At 73.8% G+C, this 16008-nt stretch carries 20 protein-coding genes; 10 read left to right on the top strand and 10 right to left on the bottom strand.

Going from position 1 to position 16008, the window contains the following annotated elements:
- The first annotated feature begins 4 nt into the window (after window positions 1-4).
- The 7 genes from Sdagh_RS08005 (at window position 5) to Sdagh_RS07980 (ending at window position 5957) form a co-directional block, all read left to right on the top strand.
- Window positions 5-1015: an amino acid ABC transporter permease gene (locus tag Sdagh_RS08005; RefSeq protein ID WP_190076816.1), complete on the top strand. Its 1011-nt coding sequence runs from the start codon at window positions 5-7 to the stop codon at window positions 1013-1015.
- Complete coding sequence (locus Sdagh_RS08000; protein WP_306884224.1) at window positions 1012-1785, top strand: amino acid ABC transporter ATP-binding protein; 774 nt, start codon at window positions 1012-1014, stop codon at window positions 1783-1785. The genes Sdagh_RS08005 and Sdagh_RS08000 overlap by 4 nt, the downstream gene beginning before the upstream one ends.
- A 35-nt stretch (window positions 1786-1820) precedes the next feature.
- Complete coding sequence (locus Sdagh_RS07995; protein ID WP_190076817.1) at window positions 1821-2798, top strand: ABC transporter substrate-binding protein; 978 nt, start codon at window positions 1821-1823, stop codon at window positions 2796-2798.
- A 157-nt stretch (window positions 2799-2955) separates the two neighbouring features.
- Entirely contained in the window at window positions 2956-3048 is a 93-nt protein-coding gene (locus Sdagh_RS36905) for a putative leader peptide (protein WP_370594857.1), read from the top strand.
- 88 nt (window positions 3049-3136) lie between these two features.
- Window positions 3137-3709, top strand: coding sequence for a winged helix-turn-helix domain-containing protein (locus Sdagh_RS07990; protein WP_189419362.1), 573 nt, complete (start codon window positions 3137-3139; stop codon window positions 3707-3709).
- A gap of 8 nt (window positions 3710-3717) precedes the next feature.
- A complete protein-coding gene (locus Sdagh_RS07985; RefSeq protein ID WP_226534843.1) occupies window positions 3718-5007 on the top strand; it encodes an acyl-CoA dehydrogenase family protein in 1290 nt (429 codons plus the stop codon).
- An 86-nt stretch (window positions 5008-5093) separates the two neighbouring features.
- The gene (locus Sdagh_RS07980; RefSeq protein WP_189419364.1) at window positions 5094-5957 is read left to right on the top strand and encodes a glutathione S-transferase C-terminal domain-containing protein; all 864 of its coding nucleotides are present in this window, start codon (window positions 5094-5096) and stop codon (window positions 5955-5957) included.
- A gap of 64 nt (window positions 5958-6021) precedes the next feature.
- Here Sdagh_RS07980 and Sdagh_RS07975 read toward each other — a convergent pair whose 3' ends face one another.
- The 8 genes from Sdagh_RS07975 to Sdagh_RS07945 form a co-directional block, all read right to left on the bottom strand.
- Window positions 6022-6924: an ABC transporter permease gene (locus Sdagh_RS07975; RefSeq protein WP_189419367.1), complete on the bottom strand. Its 903-nt coding sequence runs from the start codon at window positions 6922-6924 to the stop codon at window positions 6022-6024.
- Window positions 6911-7708 carry an ABC transporter ATP-binding protein gene (locus tag Sdagh_RS07970; RefSeq protein ID WP_189419369.1) on the bottom strand — a complete coding sequence of 266 codons (798 nt, stop codon included), beginning with the start codon at window positions 7706-7708 and terminating at the stop codon, window positions 6911-6913. Before Sdagh_RS07970 ends, Sdagh_RS07975 begins: the two co-directional genes overlap by 14 nt.
- 63 nt (window positions 7709-7771) lie before the next feature.
- Entirely contained in the window at window positions 7772-8878 is a 1107-nt protein-coding gene (locus Sdagh_RS07965) for an ABC transporter substrate-binding protein (protein WP_190076818.1), read from the bottom strand.
- 136 nt (window positions 8879-9014) lie between these two features.
- Complete coding sequence (locus Sdagh_RS36900; protein WP_360018976.1) at window positions 9015-9116, bottom strand: putative leader peptide; 102 nt, start codon at window positions 9114-9116, stop codon at window positions 9015-9017.
- A gap of 124 nt (window positions 9117-9240) precedes the next feature.
- A complete protein-coding gene (locus Sdagh_RS07960) occupies window positions 9241-9699 on the bottom strand; it encodes an RrF2 family transcriptional regulator (protein ID WP_189419374.1) in 459 nt (152 codons plus the stop codon).
- 78 nt (window positions 9700-9777) lie between these two features.
- A complete protein-coding gene (locus Sdagh_RS07955; protein WP_190010340.1) occupies window positions 9778-10341 on the bottom strand; it encodes a DUF3618 domain-containing protein in 564 nt (187 codons plus the stop codon).
- Entirely contained in the window at window positions 10338-10778 is a 441-nt protein-coding gene (locus Sdagh_RS07950) for a phage holin family protein (RefSeq protein WP_189419378.1), read from the bottom strand. Before Sdagh_RS07950 ends, Sdagh_RS07955 begins: the two co-directional genes overlap by 4 nt.
- Window positions 10779-10952: 174 nt before the next feature.
- Window positions 10953-11162, bottom strand: a complete 210-nt coding sequence (locus Sdagh_RS07945; RefSeq protein ID WP_190010342.1) for a hypothetical protein — start codon at window positions 11160-11162, stop codon at window positions 10953-10955.
- A gap of 153 nt (window positions 11163-11315) precedes the next feature.
- On the opposite strand from Sdagh_RS07945, the gene Sdagh_RS07940 reads away from it, so the two are divergent.
- Together Sdagh_RS07940 and Sdagh_RS07935 are read left to right on the top strand one after the other, a co-directional pair.
- Complete coding sequence (locus Sdagh_RS07940) at window positions 11316-12095, top strand: SAM-dependent methyltransferase (protein WP_226534841.1); 780 nt, start codon at window positions 11316-11318, stop codon at window positions 12093-12095.
- Between the two features lie 173 nt (window positions 12096-12268).
- A complete protein-coding gene (locus tag Sdagh_RS07935; RefSeq protein WP_190010344.1) occupies window positions 12269-14383 on the top strand; it encodes a SpoIIE family protein phosphatase in 2115 nt (704 codons plus the stop codon).
- Between the two features lie 8 nt (window positions 14384-14391).
- Here Sdagh_RS07935 and Sdagh_RS07930 read toward each other — a convergent pair whose 3' ends face one another.
- Window positions 14392-14718: a helix-turn-helix transcriptional regulator gene (locus Sdagh_RS07930; RefSeq protein ID WP_190010346.1), complete on the bottom strand. Its 327-nt coding sequence runs from the start codon at window positions 14716-14718 to the stop codon at window positions 14392-14394.
- A gap of 169 nt (window positions 14719-14887) precedes the next feature.
- Between Sdagh_RS07930 and Sdagh_RS07925 the strand changes: the two genes are divergently transcribed.
- Window positions 14888-15232 (top strand): STAS domain-containing protein, encoded by a 345-nt coding sequence (locus Sdagh_RS07925; protein WP_190010348.1) that lies wholly within the window; start codon window positions 14888-14890, stop codon window positions 15230-15232.
- Window positions 15233-15253: 21 nt separating this feature from the next.
- On the opposite strand, the gene Sdagh_RS07920 is transcribed toward Sdagh_RS07925, so the two are convergent.
- Complete coding sequence (locus tag Sdagh_RS07920) at window positions 15254-15910, bottom strand: maleylpyruvate isomerase N-terminal domain-containing protein (protein WP_190010350.1); 657 nt, start codon at window positions 15908-15910, stop codon at window positions 15254-15256.
- Between the last annotated feature and the right edge of the window lie 98 nt (window positions 15911-16008).

Genomic DNA, 16008 nt, shown 5'->3' with positions numbered 1-16008 from the left:
CGTCATGCGACTCATCACCGGCCCCGCCGCCCCACCGGGCGCCGCCGCCGAGACACCGCCGGCCCCCGCCGACCCGGCGACGCTCAAGGTCGTCCCCGCCCGTCACCCCGCCCGGTGGGCGGCGGCCGTCGCCGTGGCCGTGCTGCTCGCCCAGTTCGGGCACGGCCTCGCCACCAACCCCGTCTGGGAATGGGGCGTCTTCGCCGACTACGTCCTGTCCGAGACCATCGTCCACGCCGTCTGGGTCACCCTCCAGCTCACCGCGTACGCCACCGTCCTCGGCTTCCTGCTGGGCACTGTCCTCGCGTTCATGCGGCTGTCCCGCAGCCCGCTGCTGTCCACGGCGGCCTGGACGTACATCTGGGTCTTCCGGTCCATCCCGATGATCGTCCAGCTGGTGTTCTGGTTCAACCTGAGCGCCCTGTACGAGCGGCTCGGCCTCGGCGTCCCCTTCGGGCCGGTCCTCTGGTCCGTCGACAGCGACAGCCTCATCGGGACCATCGGCGCCGCCGTCATCGGACTCTCCCTGCACCAGGCCGCCTACGCCGCCGAGATCGTCCGCGGCGGTGTCGTCTCCGTCGACCAGGGCCAGTCGGAGGCCGCGGCGGCCCTGGGCCTCCCGCGGCTGCGGCAGATCCGCCGGATCGTGCTCCCGCAGGCCATGCGGGCCATCCTGCCCACCGCCGGCAACGAGATCACCGGCCTGCTCAAGGGCACCTCGGTGGTCTACGTCATGGCCATCGGCGAACTCTTCTACCAGGTCCAGGTCGTCTACGGCCGCAACGGCCGGGTCATCCCGCTGCTGCTGGTGGCCACCGCCTGGTACGTGGTCCTGACCTCCGTGCTGTCGGTCGTCCAGTACTACGTCGAGCGGCACTTCGCCCGCGGCGCCGACCGGACCCCGCCGCCCACCCCCCTCCAGCGCCTCCGGCGCGCCGTCCGCTCCCTGCGCGCGGCGGCGGCCCGGCGCGAGGAACCCGTCGTACCCCTGAGCCTCCTGGGAGAGAAACGATGACCGAGGTCAGCGAGGTCATGGTGGACGTGCGCGGCGTCCACAAGAGCTTCGGCCCCCTGGACGTGCTGCGCGGCGTAGACCTGCAGGTCCGCACCGGGCAGGTCACCGTCGTCCTCGGCCCCTCCGGCTCGGGCAAGTCCACACTGCTGCGCACCATCAACCACCTGGAGAAGGTCGACCGCGGCTGGATCAGCGTCGACGGCGAACTCATCGGCTACCGCCGCTCCGGGAAGACCCTGCACGAACTGAAGGAGAAGGACGTCCTCAAGCAGCGCACCCACATCGGGTTCGTCTTCCAGGACTTCAACCTCTTCCCGCACCTGACCGTCCTGGAGAACCTGGTCGAGGCGCCCGTCGCCGCGCTGCGCCGCCCCCGCGCGGAGGCCGAACGCACCGCGCACCGGCTGCTGGACCGCGTCGGACTCGCCGACAAGGCCGCCGCGTATCCGCGCCAGCTCTCCGGCGGCCAGCAGCAGCGCGTCGCCATCGCCCGCGCGCTCGCCCTGGAACCGAAGGTACTGCTCTTCGACGAGCCCACCTCCGCGCTCGACCCCGAACTGGTCGGGGAGGTCCTCGACGTCATCAAGGACCTGGCCGGCACCGGCACCACCATGATCGTGGTCACCCATGAGATCGGCTTCGCCCGCGAGGTCGCCGACACCGTGGTGTTCATGGACGCCGGTGTCGTCGTCGAACAGGGCCCGCCCGCCGCCGTACTGGACACCCCGCGCCACGAGCGCACCCGCGCCTTCCTCGCCAAGGTCCTCTGACCCTCCCCGCCCCACCCATCCCCAGGAGAACCACCGTGCCCGCCCTCGCCCGCAGCACCGCCACCACCGCCGGACTCGCCCTGGTCCTCCTCCTCGCCGGCTGCTCGAACCCCTCCGACGGCGGCACCACCGAGGTCGCCGACGCCTCGGGGGCCAAGACGAAGATCAACCTGAGCGCCGACCAGAGACGGATCACCACGGCGAAGGTCGAATCCATAGCCGCCGAACTGCCCGCCGCCGTACGCGAGAGGGGCACCCTGGAGACCGTCGCCTCCTCCAGTTCCTCCGCTCCGCTGAACTTCTACGCCACCGACAACAAGACCGTCATCGGCGTCGAGACCGACATCGCCCACCTGGTCGGCGACGTCCTCGGCCTGGAGATCCGCATCCACCCGGTCTCCTGGGAGAACATCTTCGTCGGCCTCGACAGCGCCAAGTACGACGTGGGGTTCAGCAACATCACCGTCACCGAGGAGCGCAAGGAGAAGTACGACTTCGCCACCTACCGCGAGGACAACCTCGGCTTCGAGGCGAAGAAGGGCAGCGGCCTGAAGGTCGACGGCCCCGAGGACGTGGCCGGGCTGACCGTCGCCGTGAGCAGCGGCACCAACCAGGAGAAGCTGCTCATCGAGTGGTCCGAGGAGAACGAGAAGGCCGGCCGGAAGCCGGTCGACATCAAGTACTACCAGAGCGACAGCGACACCTACCTCGCCCTGCGCTCCGGCCGCATCGACCTCTACCTCGGGCCCAATCCGACCGCCGCCTACCACGCGGCCACCACCGGACAGACGGAGGTCGTCGGCACCTACTCCGGCGCCGGCGCGCACCTCCAGGGGCTCATCGCCGCCACCACCAAGAAGGACAGCGGACTGGTCCGGCCGCTCGCCGACGCGCTCGACGAGGTCATCGAGAACGGCACGTACGGCAAGGTGCTCGCCCGCTGGGGCCTGTCCGACGAGGCCGTCCGCACGTCCGAGATCAACCCGCCCGGCCTGCCGAAGACCGGTGAGTGAGCGGCTGAGCACCACGGCGGGACCCGGCGGAGGCGGAACCGTCCGCCGGGTCCCGCCCCGCCGCCGGGAGGCGCCTTCGAGCAGGTGGCGCGTTTTCTCTATTATCCCTACCGGATTTATAGGAAACTGTTGACCGGGGGTGGTCCGGGTGCGCAGGATGGAACACATGTCCCGCACGCAGCAGCTGCTCGTCCGCCGCCGGCACGTCGACTTCTGTCGTGTCACCGGCGCTGCCTGCCGTCGCCCGTAGGACGACCGCGCCGTCACCCTCCCCCCTCGCTCGCCCCCTCCCGGCCGTTCCCGATCCGGCCGCCCGGCGCCCTGTCAAGGAACCCGTCATGACCAGCCCCTTGCCGTCCGAGACCCCTCCGCCCGGCCCCGCCGAACCCGGCTCCCGCCACCTGCGGCTCGTCCCGCAGGAGCTGCCCGGCGCCCCGGGGGGCGAGGCACCCGAGCCGCTCGTCGGCTACCTCGTGTACGTCCCGGAAGGCACCGATCCCGCCCGGCTGTTCGCGCCGGACGGACCCCGGCCGCTCATCCGGCCCCTCACCCCCGTGCCGGACTCCACCGGCGGCGCGGGAGCGGACGGGGACGACCTGCGCATCGACACCGTGCGCCGGGTCGCGGAACTGGACGGGCGCGCACTGGACCTGACGTACCTGGAGTTCGAGCTGCTCGCCCACCTCGTCGCCCATCCCGACCGGGTGCTCTCCCGGGAGTCGCTGATCGGCAGCGTCTGGGGGTACGGCCACATCGGCGACGGCCGCACCGTCGACGTGCACATCGCCCGGGTGCGGGCCAAGCTCGGCCGCGCCCACCGGCAGCGGATCGTCACCGTCCGCCGGGTGGGCTACAAGTACACCCCCGGCCGGCGGCCGTGTACCGGCCCGGTCACCCGCGGACAGTCCTGAGGAGGAACGTGACGACGACCGCCCCCCTCCCGCCGCGGACCGGGACCCCGGACCGCGCCCACTGGCTGCGCGTCGCCCGCGAGGTGGCCGACGACCTGGCGACCGACGCCCTCACCCGTGACCAGGCCGGCAAGCCCCCGTTCGACGAGGTCGCCCGGCTGCGCGAGGCCGGACTGCTGACCCTGCTGGTCCCCGCCCCGCACGGCGGGGGAGGGGCGGACTGGGCCACGGCCCACGCCGTCGTCCGGGACATCGCCGCCGCCGACGGCGCCATCGGCCAACTCCTCGGCGGACACTACGTCCTGTCCTGGACGGCCCGCTTCTTCGCCGGACCCGCCCTGGCCGACCAGGTGGCCCGGCGCTCCGCCGCCGGCCAGTGGTGCTGGGGCGGCGGCTTCGCCGCCCACGAACCGCCGCTGCGGCTCACCCCCCGCGCCGCGGGCGGCTACCTGCTGAACGGGCGTCAGGGCAGCGTCGGAGGCGCCCGGGTCGCCGACCGGCTGGCCGTCCGCGCCGCCCGGTCCGACACCGGCGAACCGCTCGCCGTCCTCGTCGACCCGGCCCACCCCGGCGTGACGAGCGGCGACGACGGGGACGCCTTCGGCCAGCGGCTCTCCGGCGGCGGCAGCGTCGAGTTCGACGCCGTACCGGTCGCGGAGGACGCCGTCCTCGGATCGCTCTCCGCCGACGAGGGCGCCCTGCCGCCGTTCGCCGGGCTGGCCGCCGCCACCGCGCGGCTGGTCTCCGCCCAGCTCTGCCTCGGCATCGCCGAGGGCGTCCTCGCCGAGGCCCGCGAATACACCATGACCCGCGAGTACAGCAGAGCCGCCGAGTACGCCCGGGCCGGCGAGGGCGCCTGGACCGGCGCGCTCACCGCGCACCACGCGCCGGCCGGTGTACCGGCCTGGCAGGACGGGCTCGCCCGCGACCCGCACGTCCTCGTCACCTACGGCGAACTCACCGTCGAGGCCCGCGCCGCCTCCGCCCTCGCCGACCAGGCGGTGGCCGCCCTCGACGACGGACTGGCCCGCGGCGAGGACCTCACCGACGACGAGTGCGCCGAGGTCTCCGTGCTCGCCGCCGCCGCCGAAGCCGCCGCCGCGCGCGCCGTCCACGACATCACCACCCGCACCCTGGACGTCATCGGCCCCGGCGCCGCCTCCTCCCGCCACGGCTTCGACCGCTTCTGGCGCAACGCGCGCACCCACACCCTCCACCACCCCGTCGCCCACGGCCTGCGGGAGGTCGGGGACTACTTCCTCAGCGGCTCCCACCCGCCGTTCGCCCTCCCCGCCTGACCGGCACCGACCTCCCGACGCACTCCGGGTCCGCGCCGACGCCGCCGCGCGCCCGTAACCCACCGGAACCGTCCCCAGGGAGAAGAATGCCCGCCACGCCTGAGCCAGCCGTGCCGTCCCTGCCGCCGTTCCGGGGCCGTATCGGCCGTGATCCCCGCAGCGGTCACTACGCCGTGCCCCGCCGCTACCGCCTGCACCTGTCGCTCTCCTGCCCGCACTGTCTGGGCATCGCCGTCACCCACAGCCTGCTCGGCCTCGCCGATGTCCTCCCGGTCACCCTGCTGCCCGCCGTGCCCGACCGCCCCGACGGCGGCCACACCGCCCTGCTCCCCCTGTACGAGGCCAGCTCCCACCGCCACCCGGGGCCCGCCGCCGCACCCGTGCTCAGCGACGACTGGACCGGCCGGATCGTCAGCACCCACACCCCCGACATCCTGCGCGACCTGGCCCGGCAGTTCGGCCCGTACGGCCGCGGCGGCGCCGACCTGTTCCCGCCCGGCGCGGAGGCGGAGACCGACGCCGTACGCCGCCTGTGCGAGCACGGCGTCAACGAGGCCGCCCAGAGCGCCGGCCGGACCGGCGCGGGCCGCGAGGAGGCCCTGGCCGCCCTGCTCCGCGTCCTCGGCTCCCTGGAGTGGCGGCTCACCTCGGCGCCGTACCTCCTCGGTGACACGATCACCGTCGCCGACGTGGAGCTGTGGGTGACCCTGGTCCGGCTCGACACCGTGCACCGCCGCCATCTGGACGCCGCCGCCGTGGAGGGGATCGCCGGCCATCCGCGGCTGTGGGACTACGCCCGGCGCCTGGCCGCCCACCCCGCCTTCGGCCCGCACCTGGACCTCGACGGCATCGCCCGCCGGCACGACGCGCACTGCCGGGGACCGGAGGCGGCCGGCGCGGCGCTGCGCATCCTCGACTGGGGCGTGCCCGTCGTCGCCCAGACGGTCTGAGCGCACGGGCACACGACGAAGGCACCGGCCGCGGACGGCCGGTGCCTTCGTCGTGCCGGTGGCGTCAGCGGCTGACCAGCAGCCCCCGGCCGCGCAGCACGCGCCGCTCCAGCGGACTGAAGACCAGCAGGTCGACGGCGATCCCCACCACCAGGATCAGCAGAATGGCGAGGAACACCTGCGCCATGCTGGAGTTGTTGCGCCCGTTCTCCAGCAATTGCCCCAGGCCGATGCCCAGATCGGGTGAGGACGCGATGATCTCGGCGGCCATCAGCGACCGCCAGGAGAACGCCCAGCCCTGCTTCAGCCCCGCCAGGTAACCGGGCAGCGCGGCCGGCATCACGATGTGCCGGGCACCCCGCAGCCCCGTCGCGCCCAGCGTCCGGCCCGCCCGCAGATACAGCGGCGGGATCTGGTCCACGCCGGCCACCAGGCCGTTGGCGATCGACGGCACGGCACCCAGCAGGATCACCGCGTACATCATCCGGTCGTTCAGCCCCAGCCAGATCACCGCGGGCGGCACCCACGCCACCGACGGCAGGGACTGCAGCCCGGACAGGATCGGCCCGATCGCCGCCCGGACGAACCGCACCCGGGCCACCAGCAGACCGAGCGGAGTGCCGATGACCAGCGCCAGCAGGAAACCGAGCAGACCCCGCGAGACGGAGGTCCAGATGTAGTCCAGCAGCGTGCCCTGCAACCACGCCTCGGACACCTCGTCCCACACCGCGGACGGCGCGGGCAGTTTGTAGTCGGGCGCGACCTCGGCCCAGACCAGGACCTGCCAGACCACCAGGACCAGGACGACGGCGGTGACCGGCGGCAGGACCTTGCGCAGCAGGACCTCGCGCAGCGGCGTCCGGCCGGTCTGCACCGTGTCCAGCGCGTCCAGCCCGGCCTCCAGGCCCGCCAGGTCCTGCGACGCCTCGGCGTGGCGCGCCGCGGGATCGGTGTCAGTGCCGGCCATGACGGCGGATCTCCCTCCGTAGTTCCTCGGTGATCTCGGCGGACAGCTCGGCGACCGCGCTGTCCTCCAGCCGACGCGGCTGCGGGATGCCGACCGTCCACTCGCGGGCGATCCGCCCCGGCCGGGACGACAGCAGCACCACCCGCTGGGCCAGCCGGACCGCCTCGCGCACGTTGTGCGTGACGAACAGCACCGACAGGCCGGTCTCCCGCCAGATCCGGGTCAGTTCGTCGTGCAGCACGTCCCGGGTGATGGCGTCCAGCGCCGCGAACGGCTCGTCCATCAGCAGCAGCCGGCTGTCCTGCGCCAGCGCCCGCGCCAGCGCGACGCGCTGGCGCATGCCGCCGGACAGTTCGTGCACCCGCTTGCCGTGCGCGCCCCGCAGCCGGACGAGGTCGAGCAGCCGCTCCGCCTCCGGCCGGCGCTCCGGCTTGGCCACCCCGCGCAGCCGCAGCGCGAGTTCGATGTTCTGGCCGGCCGTCAGCCACGGGAACAGGGCGTGTTCCTGGAACATCAGGGCGGGCCTGCCGTCCGTGCTGATCGTGCCGGCGGACGGCCGGTCCAGGCCCGCCACCAGGTTGAGCAGCGTGGACTTGCCGCACCCGGAGGCCCCCAGCAGGGTGACGAACTCACCCGGCGCGACATCGAGCGTGATGTCGTCCAGGACGAGCTGGTCCCCGCCGGACGCCCCCGGCGAGGGGAAGGACTTCGAGACATGGGCGACCCGGGCGGCGGGCGCCGCCGCCCCGGTGTCCTCAGCGGCCTCGGCGGTCGCGGTGGCCATGGCCGTCACCTCCTTGGGAACGTCCGGCGTACCGGGTGGGAGCCGTACGGCGTCCGGTCGTGGTCACTCGGTGCCGAGTCCGGCGTCGTCGACCTCGGCCGCGCCCTCGGCCTTGAGGACCTTGTTGAGCGGCGCCAGGTCGTAGATGCCCTTCAGGTCCGGCTGCTCCAGCAGCCCGGCCTTGACCGCGTGCTCCGCCTCGGAGTCGAGGGTCGAGGCCAGCGGGTCGTCCAGGAACGTGATGGACTTCCAGGCCGGGTCGAGCACCTCGGCCGGCAGGGCCTTGCCGGACAGCTTCTTCAGCGCCTCGTTGGCGGACGCCTTCGCCGCGTCGGGGTTGGCGTTGATCCACTTGTTGGTCTTCACCGAGCCGCGCAGCACCGCCTCGACGACGTCCGGGTGCTCCTCGAGGAACTTCTGCGACACGATGATGTTGGTGATCACGAACTTCTTGTCCGGCCACAGGTCGGACTCGTCCAGCAGTACCTTCGCGCCGTCGGCGACCAGCTTGGAGGCGGTCGGCTCCGGCACCCAGGCGCCGTCGATGGAGCCGGACTTGTAGGCGTCCGGGGTCACCTTGTTGTCCGAGCGGACCACGGAGACGTCGCCCTTGCCGCTCTCCGCGTCGACCTTCCAGCCCTGCTCCGCGATCCAGTTGAGGAAGGCGACGTCCTGGGTGTTGCCGAGCTGCGGGGTGGCTATCTTCTTGCCCTTGAGGTCGTCCTTGGACTTGATCTTGTCCGGGTTGACGACGAGCTTGACCCCGCCGGAGGCCGAACCGCCGATGATGCGCAGGTTCTTGCCGTCCGCCTTGGTGTAACCGTTGATGGCGGGGGAGGGGCCGATCCAGCCGATGTCGATGGACCCGGAGTTCAGCGCCTCGATCTCGGAGGGACCCGCGTTGAACGTCGACGACTTGATCGTGGTCCCGCCCAGCTCCTTCTGGAACAGGCCCTCCTCGACGCCCACCAGCGCGGTGGCGTGGGTGAGGTTCGGGAAGTAACCGATGCGCACCTCGTCGGCGGAGAGCTTCTCGGCACCCGCGGCGACCTCGCTCTTCTGGTCGTCGTCGCTGGATTCGGAGCCGTAGCCGCAGGCCGTCAGCAGCAGGGGGAGGGCCGCCAGGGCGGCGAGGGTGCGCAGGGTGGTGAACGGTCTGGCGGCAGACACGGAGGTGTCCTTTCGGAGAATGGGTGTGCGGCACGTCGGGACGGCACGCGCGGGGACGTCCGGAACGGGACGGCGATGCGGACGCCGTCCCGCTCTGCTTCTGGCTCTTCCGGTGGCCCGGTCCGGGCACGGCTTCTCAGACGGTGCGACAGACGGCGCTGGAGGTGCGGACGAGATCGATGTGCCGGCGGGAGGTGAGCAGGGGCAGCGACCGGCCTGCGCGGCTGAGCGTTCGCATGGTCACCCCTCGATCCCTAGTTTTCCCACCGGGTTGATAGGGATCGTGGCAGAAGGTGACGGCTACCCCAAGGGGTTGTTCATATAATGGGCAGCGGCGTATCGCTATGTGGGACGCGGTCGCGTCAGGGATTGGCCCAGGCGCCCGGGGTGTCGGTCAACGCCGCGACATCGGCGGGGAGCTGGGCGGACGCGACATCGGCGAGGGAGACCCCGTCGAGGATCTCCCGGACATTGGACCGGAGTGCGATCCACAGGGGCAGCAGCGACTGGGCGGGCCCGCGGTACGACAGTTCCGGCGGGCGGACACCGCGGACGGAGACGAGCGGGCCGTCCACGACCCGGATCACGTCCGCGATGGAGATGGCCTCGGCGGGCTTGGCCAGCCGGTAGCCGCCGTTGCCGCCGCGCTGGCTGGTCACGAGCCCGCCGCGGCGCATGTCGCTGAGGATGCCCTCCAGGAACTTGTGCGGAATGTCCTGGGCGTCGGCGATGGCCTCGGCCTTCACCGGCCCGTCATCCCCCGACGCGACGAGTTGCAGCGCGGCACGTACCGCGTAGTCCGCCCTGGCTGAGATCCGCATAGCCGCATTATTCCGTACGGCCGTCCCGCTTCCCCCACCGCCGCCCGGCCGCACGGCGACGGCGGCGGGGGAGGCCCGTCAGCCCTCCCGGCGGCGCAGCGCCAGCCACAGCAGCAGCGTGGCGGCACCCGCGCCGGCCAGCAGCAGCCCCCGGTGGTCGCGCGCCGCGCGAGCCGGACCGGCGGCCTTCTCGCGCACCGGCTCGGGGACCTTCTCCTGCCACATCCGGTCGGCCCCGGACGCCACGGCGCGGGCCCCTCCGGCGGCCTGCGCGGCGGCCTGCGCGGCCTTCTCGCGCACCGGCTCGGGCAGCTTCCCCCGCACCTGCTGCGCGACCTCGGCCGCCTTGCCCTTGGCCTGCCCGGCCACCGCGGCGGCCTGCTCCTTGGCCTGCGCGGCCTTCGCGGCGGCCTGTTCCCTGGCCTGCCCGGCGGCGGCCGCCGCCCGCTCCTTGGCCTGCGCGGTCACCGCCGCGGCCTGTTCCTTCGCCTGGTCCGCCTTCTCCTGGGCCCGTGCCTTGACGTCGGTCTTCGCGGCCAGTGCCTCGACCGTCTCGCCCAGTTCCCGGCGGGTGTGCTCGACCTGCTCGCGCAGTTCCTCGGGGCTCTGCGCGGTCGGTTCGTCGTGCGGTGGCTGGGTCATCGGTGTGCGCTCCCCTTGATCTCGGCCACATCGGCCTTGACGTTCTCGATGGTCTGCTGCGGTGTCGGCGGCGATGCCTTGCCGACCTGCTTCTTGCCGGTCAGGGCCATCACCGCGGCGATCACGCCGAGCACCGCGGTCACGATCAGCCCCGCCGCCCACACGGGCAGCGGTACCGCCAGTGCGGCGATCGCGGTGGCCACCAGCGCCTGGAGCATCAGGAAGCCCACCAGGCCGGCGCCCCCGAACAGGCCGCCGCCCTTGCCGTAGCGCTTGCCCTTCTCCTTCATCTCGGCCTGCGCCAGCCTCAGCTCGCCGCGCACCAGCTCGGTCAGCTGCTGCGAGGCGCGCTGCACCAGCTCGCCCACCGGCTCCTGCCCCGGACCCTGTCCGTCCGTCCTGGCGGAGTGCGGCCGTGTAGTCGCCACGGTGATCATCTCCCGTCCCGTTTCGCCGCAGGCCGGGCCCGCTCGGCGCGGGCCCGGTCTCCCTGAGCGCGCGAGTACCCACGACGGCGCGGATCAGGACACCCTGGATGTCTTTGCACCGGTCGTTCACACCATGCGCCCCACACGTCCCCGGTGACCGCCCCGCGCCGCACGCCGGCCGTCTCAGGCGGCGTCCGCCCGCCGGGAGGCGGCGGCCGGGCGGCGGTGCCGGCGCCCGGCCGCCGTGCCGCCGATCAGCCGCAGGTGCCGGCGGCGCCCGTGCCGCGCGGGCGACGGCGCGGACGGCCGCCCGAACAACCGGTCCTCCAGCCGGTCCATCCCGTAGAGCAGAAGCCCCAGGAGCGGCAGCAGCAGAACGGCGACGACGATCATCAAGGCCCCCTCGGCACCGGCGGTACTCGTCCGGGTGCCCGCCGGACGCGCCTCGAGCGTCGGCGCGGGGTGAAGGTTCGATGACCGGCCGGTGACGTCCCGCGCGGTATCCGGTTTGCCCGGGGGACCGGCCGTCGGGTTGGCTTGGGGCCCGTGACCGCTTCCCGGGCCGTGCAGGCCCTGCTGCGCCCGGACCGCTATCCGCGCTCCTCGCGCTACGACCCCCGCTGGCTGCTCGACCTCGACATGGGGCCGAACCCGCTGTGGCTGCTGGAGGACCTCGCCCCTGACCTCGGCCTGCGCCCCGGCATGAGGGTCCTCGACCTCGGTTCGGGCAAGGGCGCGACCTCGGTCTTCCTGGCCCGTGAGTACGGCGCCCGGGTCGTGGCCGCCGACTGGTGGACCGATCCCCGGACCGCGGCGGACGTCTTCGCCGGGGCGGGCGTCGGGGACCGGGTGGAGGCGGTGCGGGCCGAGGCGCACACCCTGCCCTTCGAGGACGAGGCATTCGACGCGATAGTCAGCATCGACGCGTTCGAGTACTTCGGCACCGCGGACGGCTACCTGCCGTACCTCGTCAGGTTCCTGCGTCCCGGCGGGCGGCTCGGTATCGCCACGCCCGGCATGACCCGGGAGGTACGAGACCTCGGGGCGGTCCCCGCCCACATCGAGCGGGTGGTCGGCTGGGAGGCCATGGCGTGGCACACGGCCGAGTGGTGGCGTTTCCAGTGGGCGACCACCGGCCTGGTGACGGTGACCTCCGCCCGTCTGCAGCCGGACGGCTGGCGGGACTGGCTGCTGTGGGCGCGGGCGGGCGCCGAGCACCGCGGGGAGGAGTCCGGGGCCGCCGACCGGGCGGTGCTCGACATGCTCACCCAGGACGGCGGGGCGTTCCTCTCCTTCGCGCTGGTGGCCGCCACGAAGAATTCCTGACCCCGCCGGCCCGCCCGGCACATGCCGACCGCCCCGCGCGCGGGTAGCGTCCAAGGGTGGGGGAGCCGTACAGGCGCCGGGCTCGCCCGAGAGACCCGGCGGGACGGGAAAGGACGAGGGCCGCCCTTGACTGGATCACTCCTTCCCGGTGCGGCCGGGGCCGGCGGTACCCGGTGACCGGCGACGACGCCCGGGCCGCCGGGCTCCGCGCCCTGGACGCCGCCTTCGCGGAGACCGCGCGCGGCATCGGCGCCTCCGTGGGCGCCCTGTTCCTGCGGGCGCCGAAGGAGCCGGTGCTCCGGCTGGACGTCCTGTACGGCGCGCCGGCCGAGTTCGCCGCGCCCTGGGCCCGGGTGCCGCTCGCCGCCCCCGCGCCGGTGGCGGACGCCGCCCGCGACGAGCGGATGGTGTGGCTCGGCAGCCATGAACACGTCGCACGGTCCTACCCGCGCACCGCCGTCGCCCTGCCCTACCCGATGGCGCTGGCCGCGGCGCCCGTCACCGGAGCCAGGCCGTGGGGCGCGCTGCTGCTGATGTGGCCGGCGTCCCGGCCGCCGCACATGTCCGCCCGGGAACGCGGGCACATCACCGCCGGCTGCCGGCGGCTCGCCCGGCTGGTCGAGGAGGCCGCGGGGGAGGACGCCCTGCCACCCCCCGACGCCCCGCTCCGGGTCGTACCGACCGGCCGGGAGCGGACGGGCGCGGGCCCCGACCTGGCCGCCGCGGACTTCGCCGAGCGGCTCCCCGGCGGCAGCTGCGCCGTCGACCTGTCCGGACGCTTCACCTACCTCAGCGCCGGCGCCTGCGACCTGCTCGGCCGCGACGCCGGCGACCTGCTGGGCACCCTGCCCTGGCAGTCCCTGCGCTGGCTCGACGACCCCGTCTGCGAGGACCGCTACCGCGCCGCCGTCCTCAGCCGGCAGCCGGTCGCCTTCACCGCGCTGCGCCCGCCCGACCGCCGGCTGGACTTCCACCTCTACCCGGACGCCAGCGGCATCAGCGTCCGCATCGTGCCCAGCGGCACCGAGCCGCCGCCCCGCCGGGACCGGGCGCCCGCCCCGCCGGCCCGCGCCGGGCGGCTGTACCAGCTCACCCACCTGGCCGTCGCGCTGGCCGAGGCCGTCGGGGTGCAGGACGTCATGGACCTGGTCGCCGACCAGGTGCTGCCCGCCTTCGGCGCCCAGGGCATGATCCTCTCCGCCGCCGAGGCCGGCCGGCTGCGCATCATCGGAACCCGCGGCTACGGTCCCGAGGCCGTCGAGCGCCTCGACGCGCTCCCCGTGGACAGCACCCTCACGCCCGCCGGACGCACCCTGCGCACCGGGATACCGGCCTTCTTCGGCCGCCCGGAGGAACTGCGCCGCTTCTACCCCGACGCCCCGGTGATCAGCGGCAAACAGGCCTGGGCCTTCCTCCCCCTGATCCTCTCCGGCCGCGCCGTCGGCTGCTGCCTCCTGTCCTACGAGCGGCCCCACGGCTTCCCGGCCGAGGAACGCGCCGTCCTCACCGCCCTGGCCGGTCTCATCGCCCAGGCCCTCGACCGGGCCCGCCTGTACGACACCAAGCTCGACCTGGCCCACAGCCTCCAGCAGGCGCTCCTCCCGAGGACCCTGCCCGCCGTGCCGGGCCTGCGGGTCGCCGCCCGCTACCTGCCCGCCACCCGGGGCATGGACATCGGCGGGGACTTCTACGACCTGATCCGGCTCGGTGACGGCGCCGCGGCGGCGGTCATCGGCGACGTCCAGGGGCACAACGCGGCGGCCGCGGCGCTGATGGGGCAGGTCCGCACCGCGGTGCACGCGAACGCCTCCCGAGGCACCCCGCCGGAGCAGGTGCTGACCAGCACCAACCGGCTGCTCACCGACCTCGGTTCCGACCTGTTCACCAGCTGTCTGTACGCGCACCTGGATCTCGTCCGGGGCCGGGCGGTCCTGGCCACCGCCGGCCATCCCCCGCCCCTGGTGCGGCTGCCCGGCGGTGAGACGCGGCCCGTCGAGATGTCGCCCGGCCCGCTGCTCGGCATCGACCCGGGCGCCGGTTATCCGCACCGCGAACTGCCGCTCGTCCCCGGGATGACGCTGCTCTTCTACACCGACGGCCTGGTCGAGCGCCCGGGGGCCGACCTCGACGACGCCATCGCCGGGCTCGCCCGGCACTTCGCCCGTGCCGGTGACCGCGACCTCGACGGACTGATCGACGACCTGCTGGCCGAGGCCGACCCGGCCGGCCCCCGCACCGACGACGTGGCGCTCCTGGCGCTGCGGCTCGGTCCGGGCGACGGGGCCTGACGGGGCCCTCAGACCTTGGGGGCGCGCCGCTCGTCGTGACGGGCCAGGAGGGACAGGAGCGCGGCCACGGTCAGACCGGCCTCCGCCTCGGCGGGGTGCCGCAGGGGGATGCCCGACTCGACCCGGTAGACGTTCGACCGTCCCTGGCGGGTGTGGGACAGGTAGCCGTCCTCCTCCAGATCCGAAATGATCTTGTGGACGGCGCGCTCGGTGAGCCGGCAGTGCGCGGCGATGTCGCGCACGCGCGTGCTCGGATCGTCGGCGATCACCGCCAGGACGCGCGCGTGATTGGTCAGAAACGTCCAGCCGCTGTGTGGCTCCGGTACTCCACCCATGATCCCCGAGTATGACGTCTTTTTCATGCATCAGTACATAGGAACTTTATTTCAGGTATCGGTTGACAGGTCACCGTGCCCGAGACGATCCTTGTCCGGACGGAACCGGCGGCTGCCCGGCGGAGCGGCCCGGTCCGTGCGGCAGCACCTCGAAAGGACGACCTGTGCCATGACTCCGCGACCGTTCTCCGCGGTGCGCTCCTCCACGCCCGACGGCGTCACGGTAGTGACGCTGCGCGGTGACATCGACCGGGACGCCGGCGCCGAGGTGCGCCAGGCCCTGCTGCCGTCCGGCGAGCCCGCGCCGTTCACGGTCGTCGACCTGTCCTCGGTCTCCTTCATGGACAGCGCCGGTGTCAACGCGCTGATCCAGGCGCACCGCGCGACCGGCTCCCGCGACGGCTGGATACGGCTGGCGGCGTGCTCGCCCGCCATCTCGCGGATACTGGCCATCATCGGCGTCGACGGGCTCATCCGCTCCTACCCCACCGTGCGGGACGCCATCGCCGGCTGACCCGGGGGCGGTGCCGGGCGGTCATCCGAGGACGAACGGCAGCCGGCCGGCCAGCGCGCCGAGCCGGGTCCGCTCCGCGCCGGACGGCGCGCGCCGCCCGGTGCCGATGCGCAGGGCGTCGGAGTCGGGGAGCGCGGCGGGGAAGGGCGTACCGGCGATCCGTTCCAGCAGTTCGCGGGAGCGCGCGAGCCCCGCCGCGGGCGGTCCCGGCACCTGGGGGAGGCCGGCGACGAGGTCGAGGTGGTGCAGTGTCCACTCCAGTACGTAGGCCGTGAGGTACTCGCCCGTCGTCAGCACCTCGCCGCGGGTCCCGACGGTGCGGCCGGGGTCTGCCGCGTCCGCGGCGCGGCCCGCGGCGGAGCCCAGGTCGTCGAGGTGGAAGCGGAGGAGAGCGGGGTCCTGGTACGCGGCGGCCAGCCGGACCGTCAGCGCGTCGAGCGGGTCGTCCCCGGCCGGCGGCGTCCCGCTGACCTCCCAGTAGGTCACCGCGTCCCGGGTGGGCGCGGCGGTCACCGGCGTCGCGAGGGTGATCAGCACGTCCTGGGCGTCGATGACCAGGTGGCACACCAGGTCCCGGACGAGCCAGCCCGCGCATCCGGACGGACGGGCGAAGTCCTCGTCGGCCAGCCCGGCGACCGCCGCGCGCAGCGCCGCCCACGAACGGCAGAAGAGATCCACGGCGGCACGGTAGTGCGCGCCGCGCCGGGCGGACAACCACGCGGGTCCGGTCGCCGGGCCCCCACCGGACCGGTCGGCCGGGCCCTCACCGGGCCGGA

The sequence above is a fragment of the Streptomyces daghestanicus genome, from assembly GCF_020521275.1.
In the GTDB taxonomy this organism is placed as follows: Bacteria; Actinomycetota; Actinomycetes; order Streptomycetales; family Streptomycetaceae; genus Streptomyces; species Streptomyces griseoviridis.
Note: the sequence above shows the minus strand (reverse complement) of the source record. Positions and strands in the feature narration are given on the sequence as shown.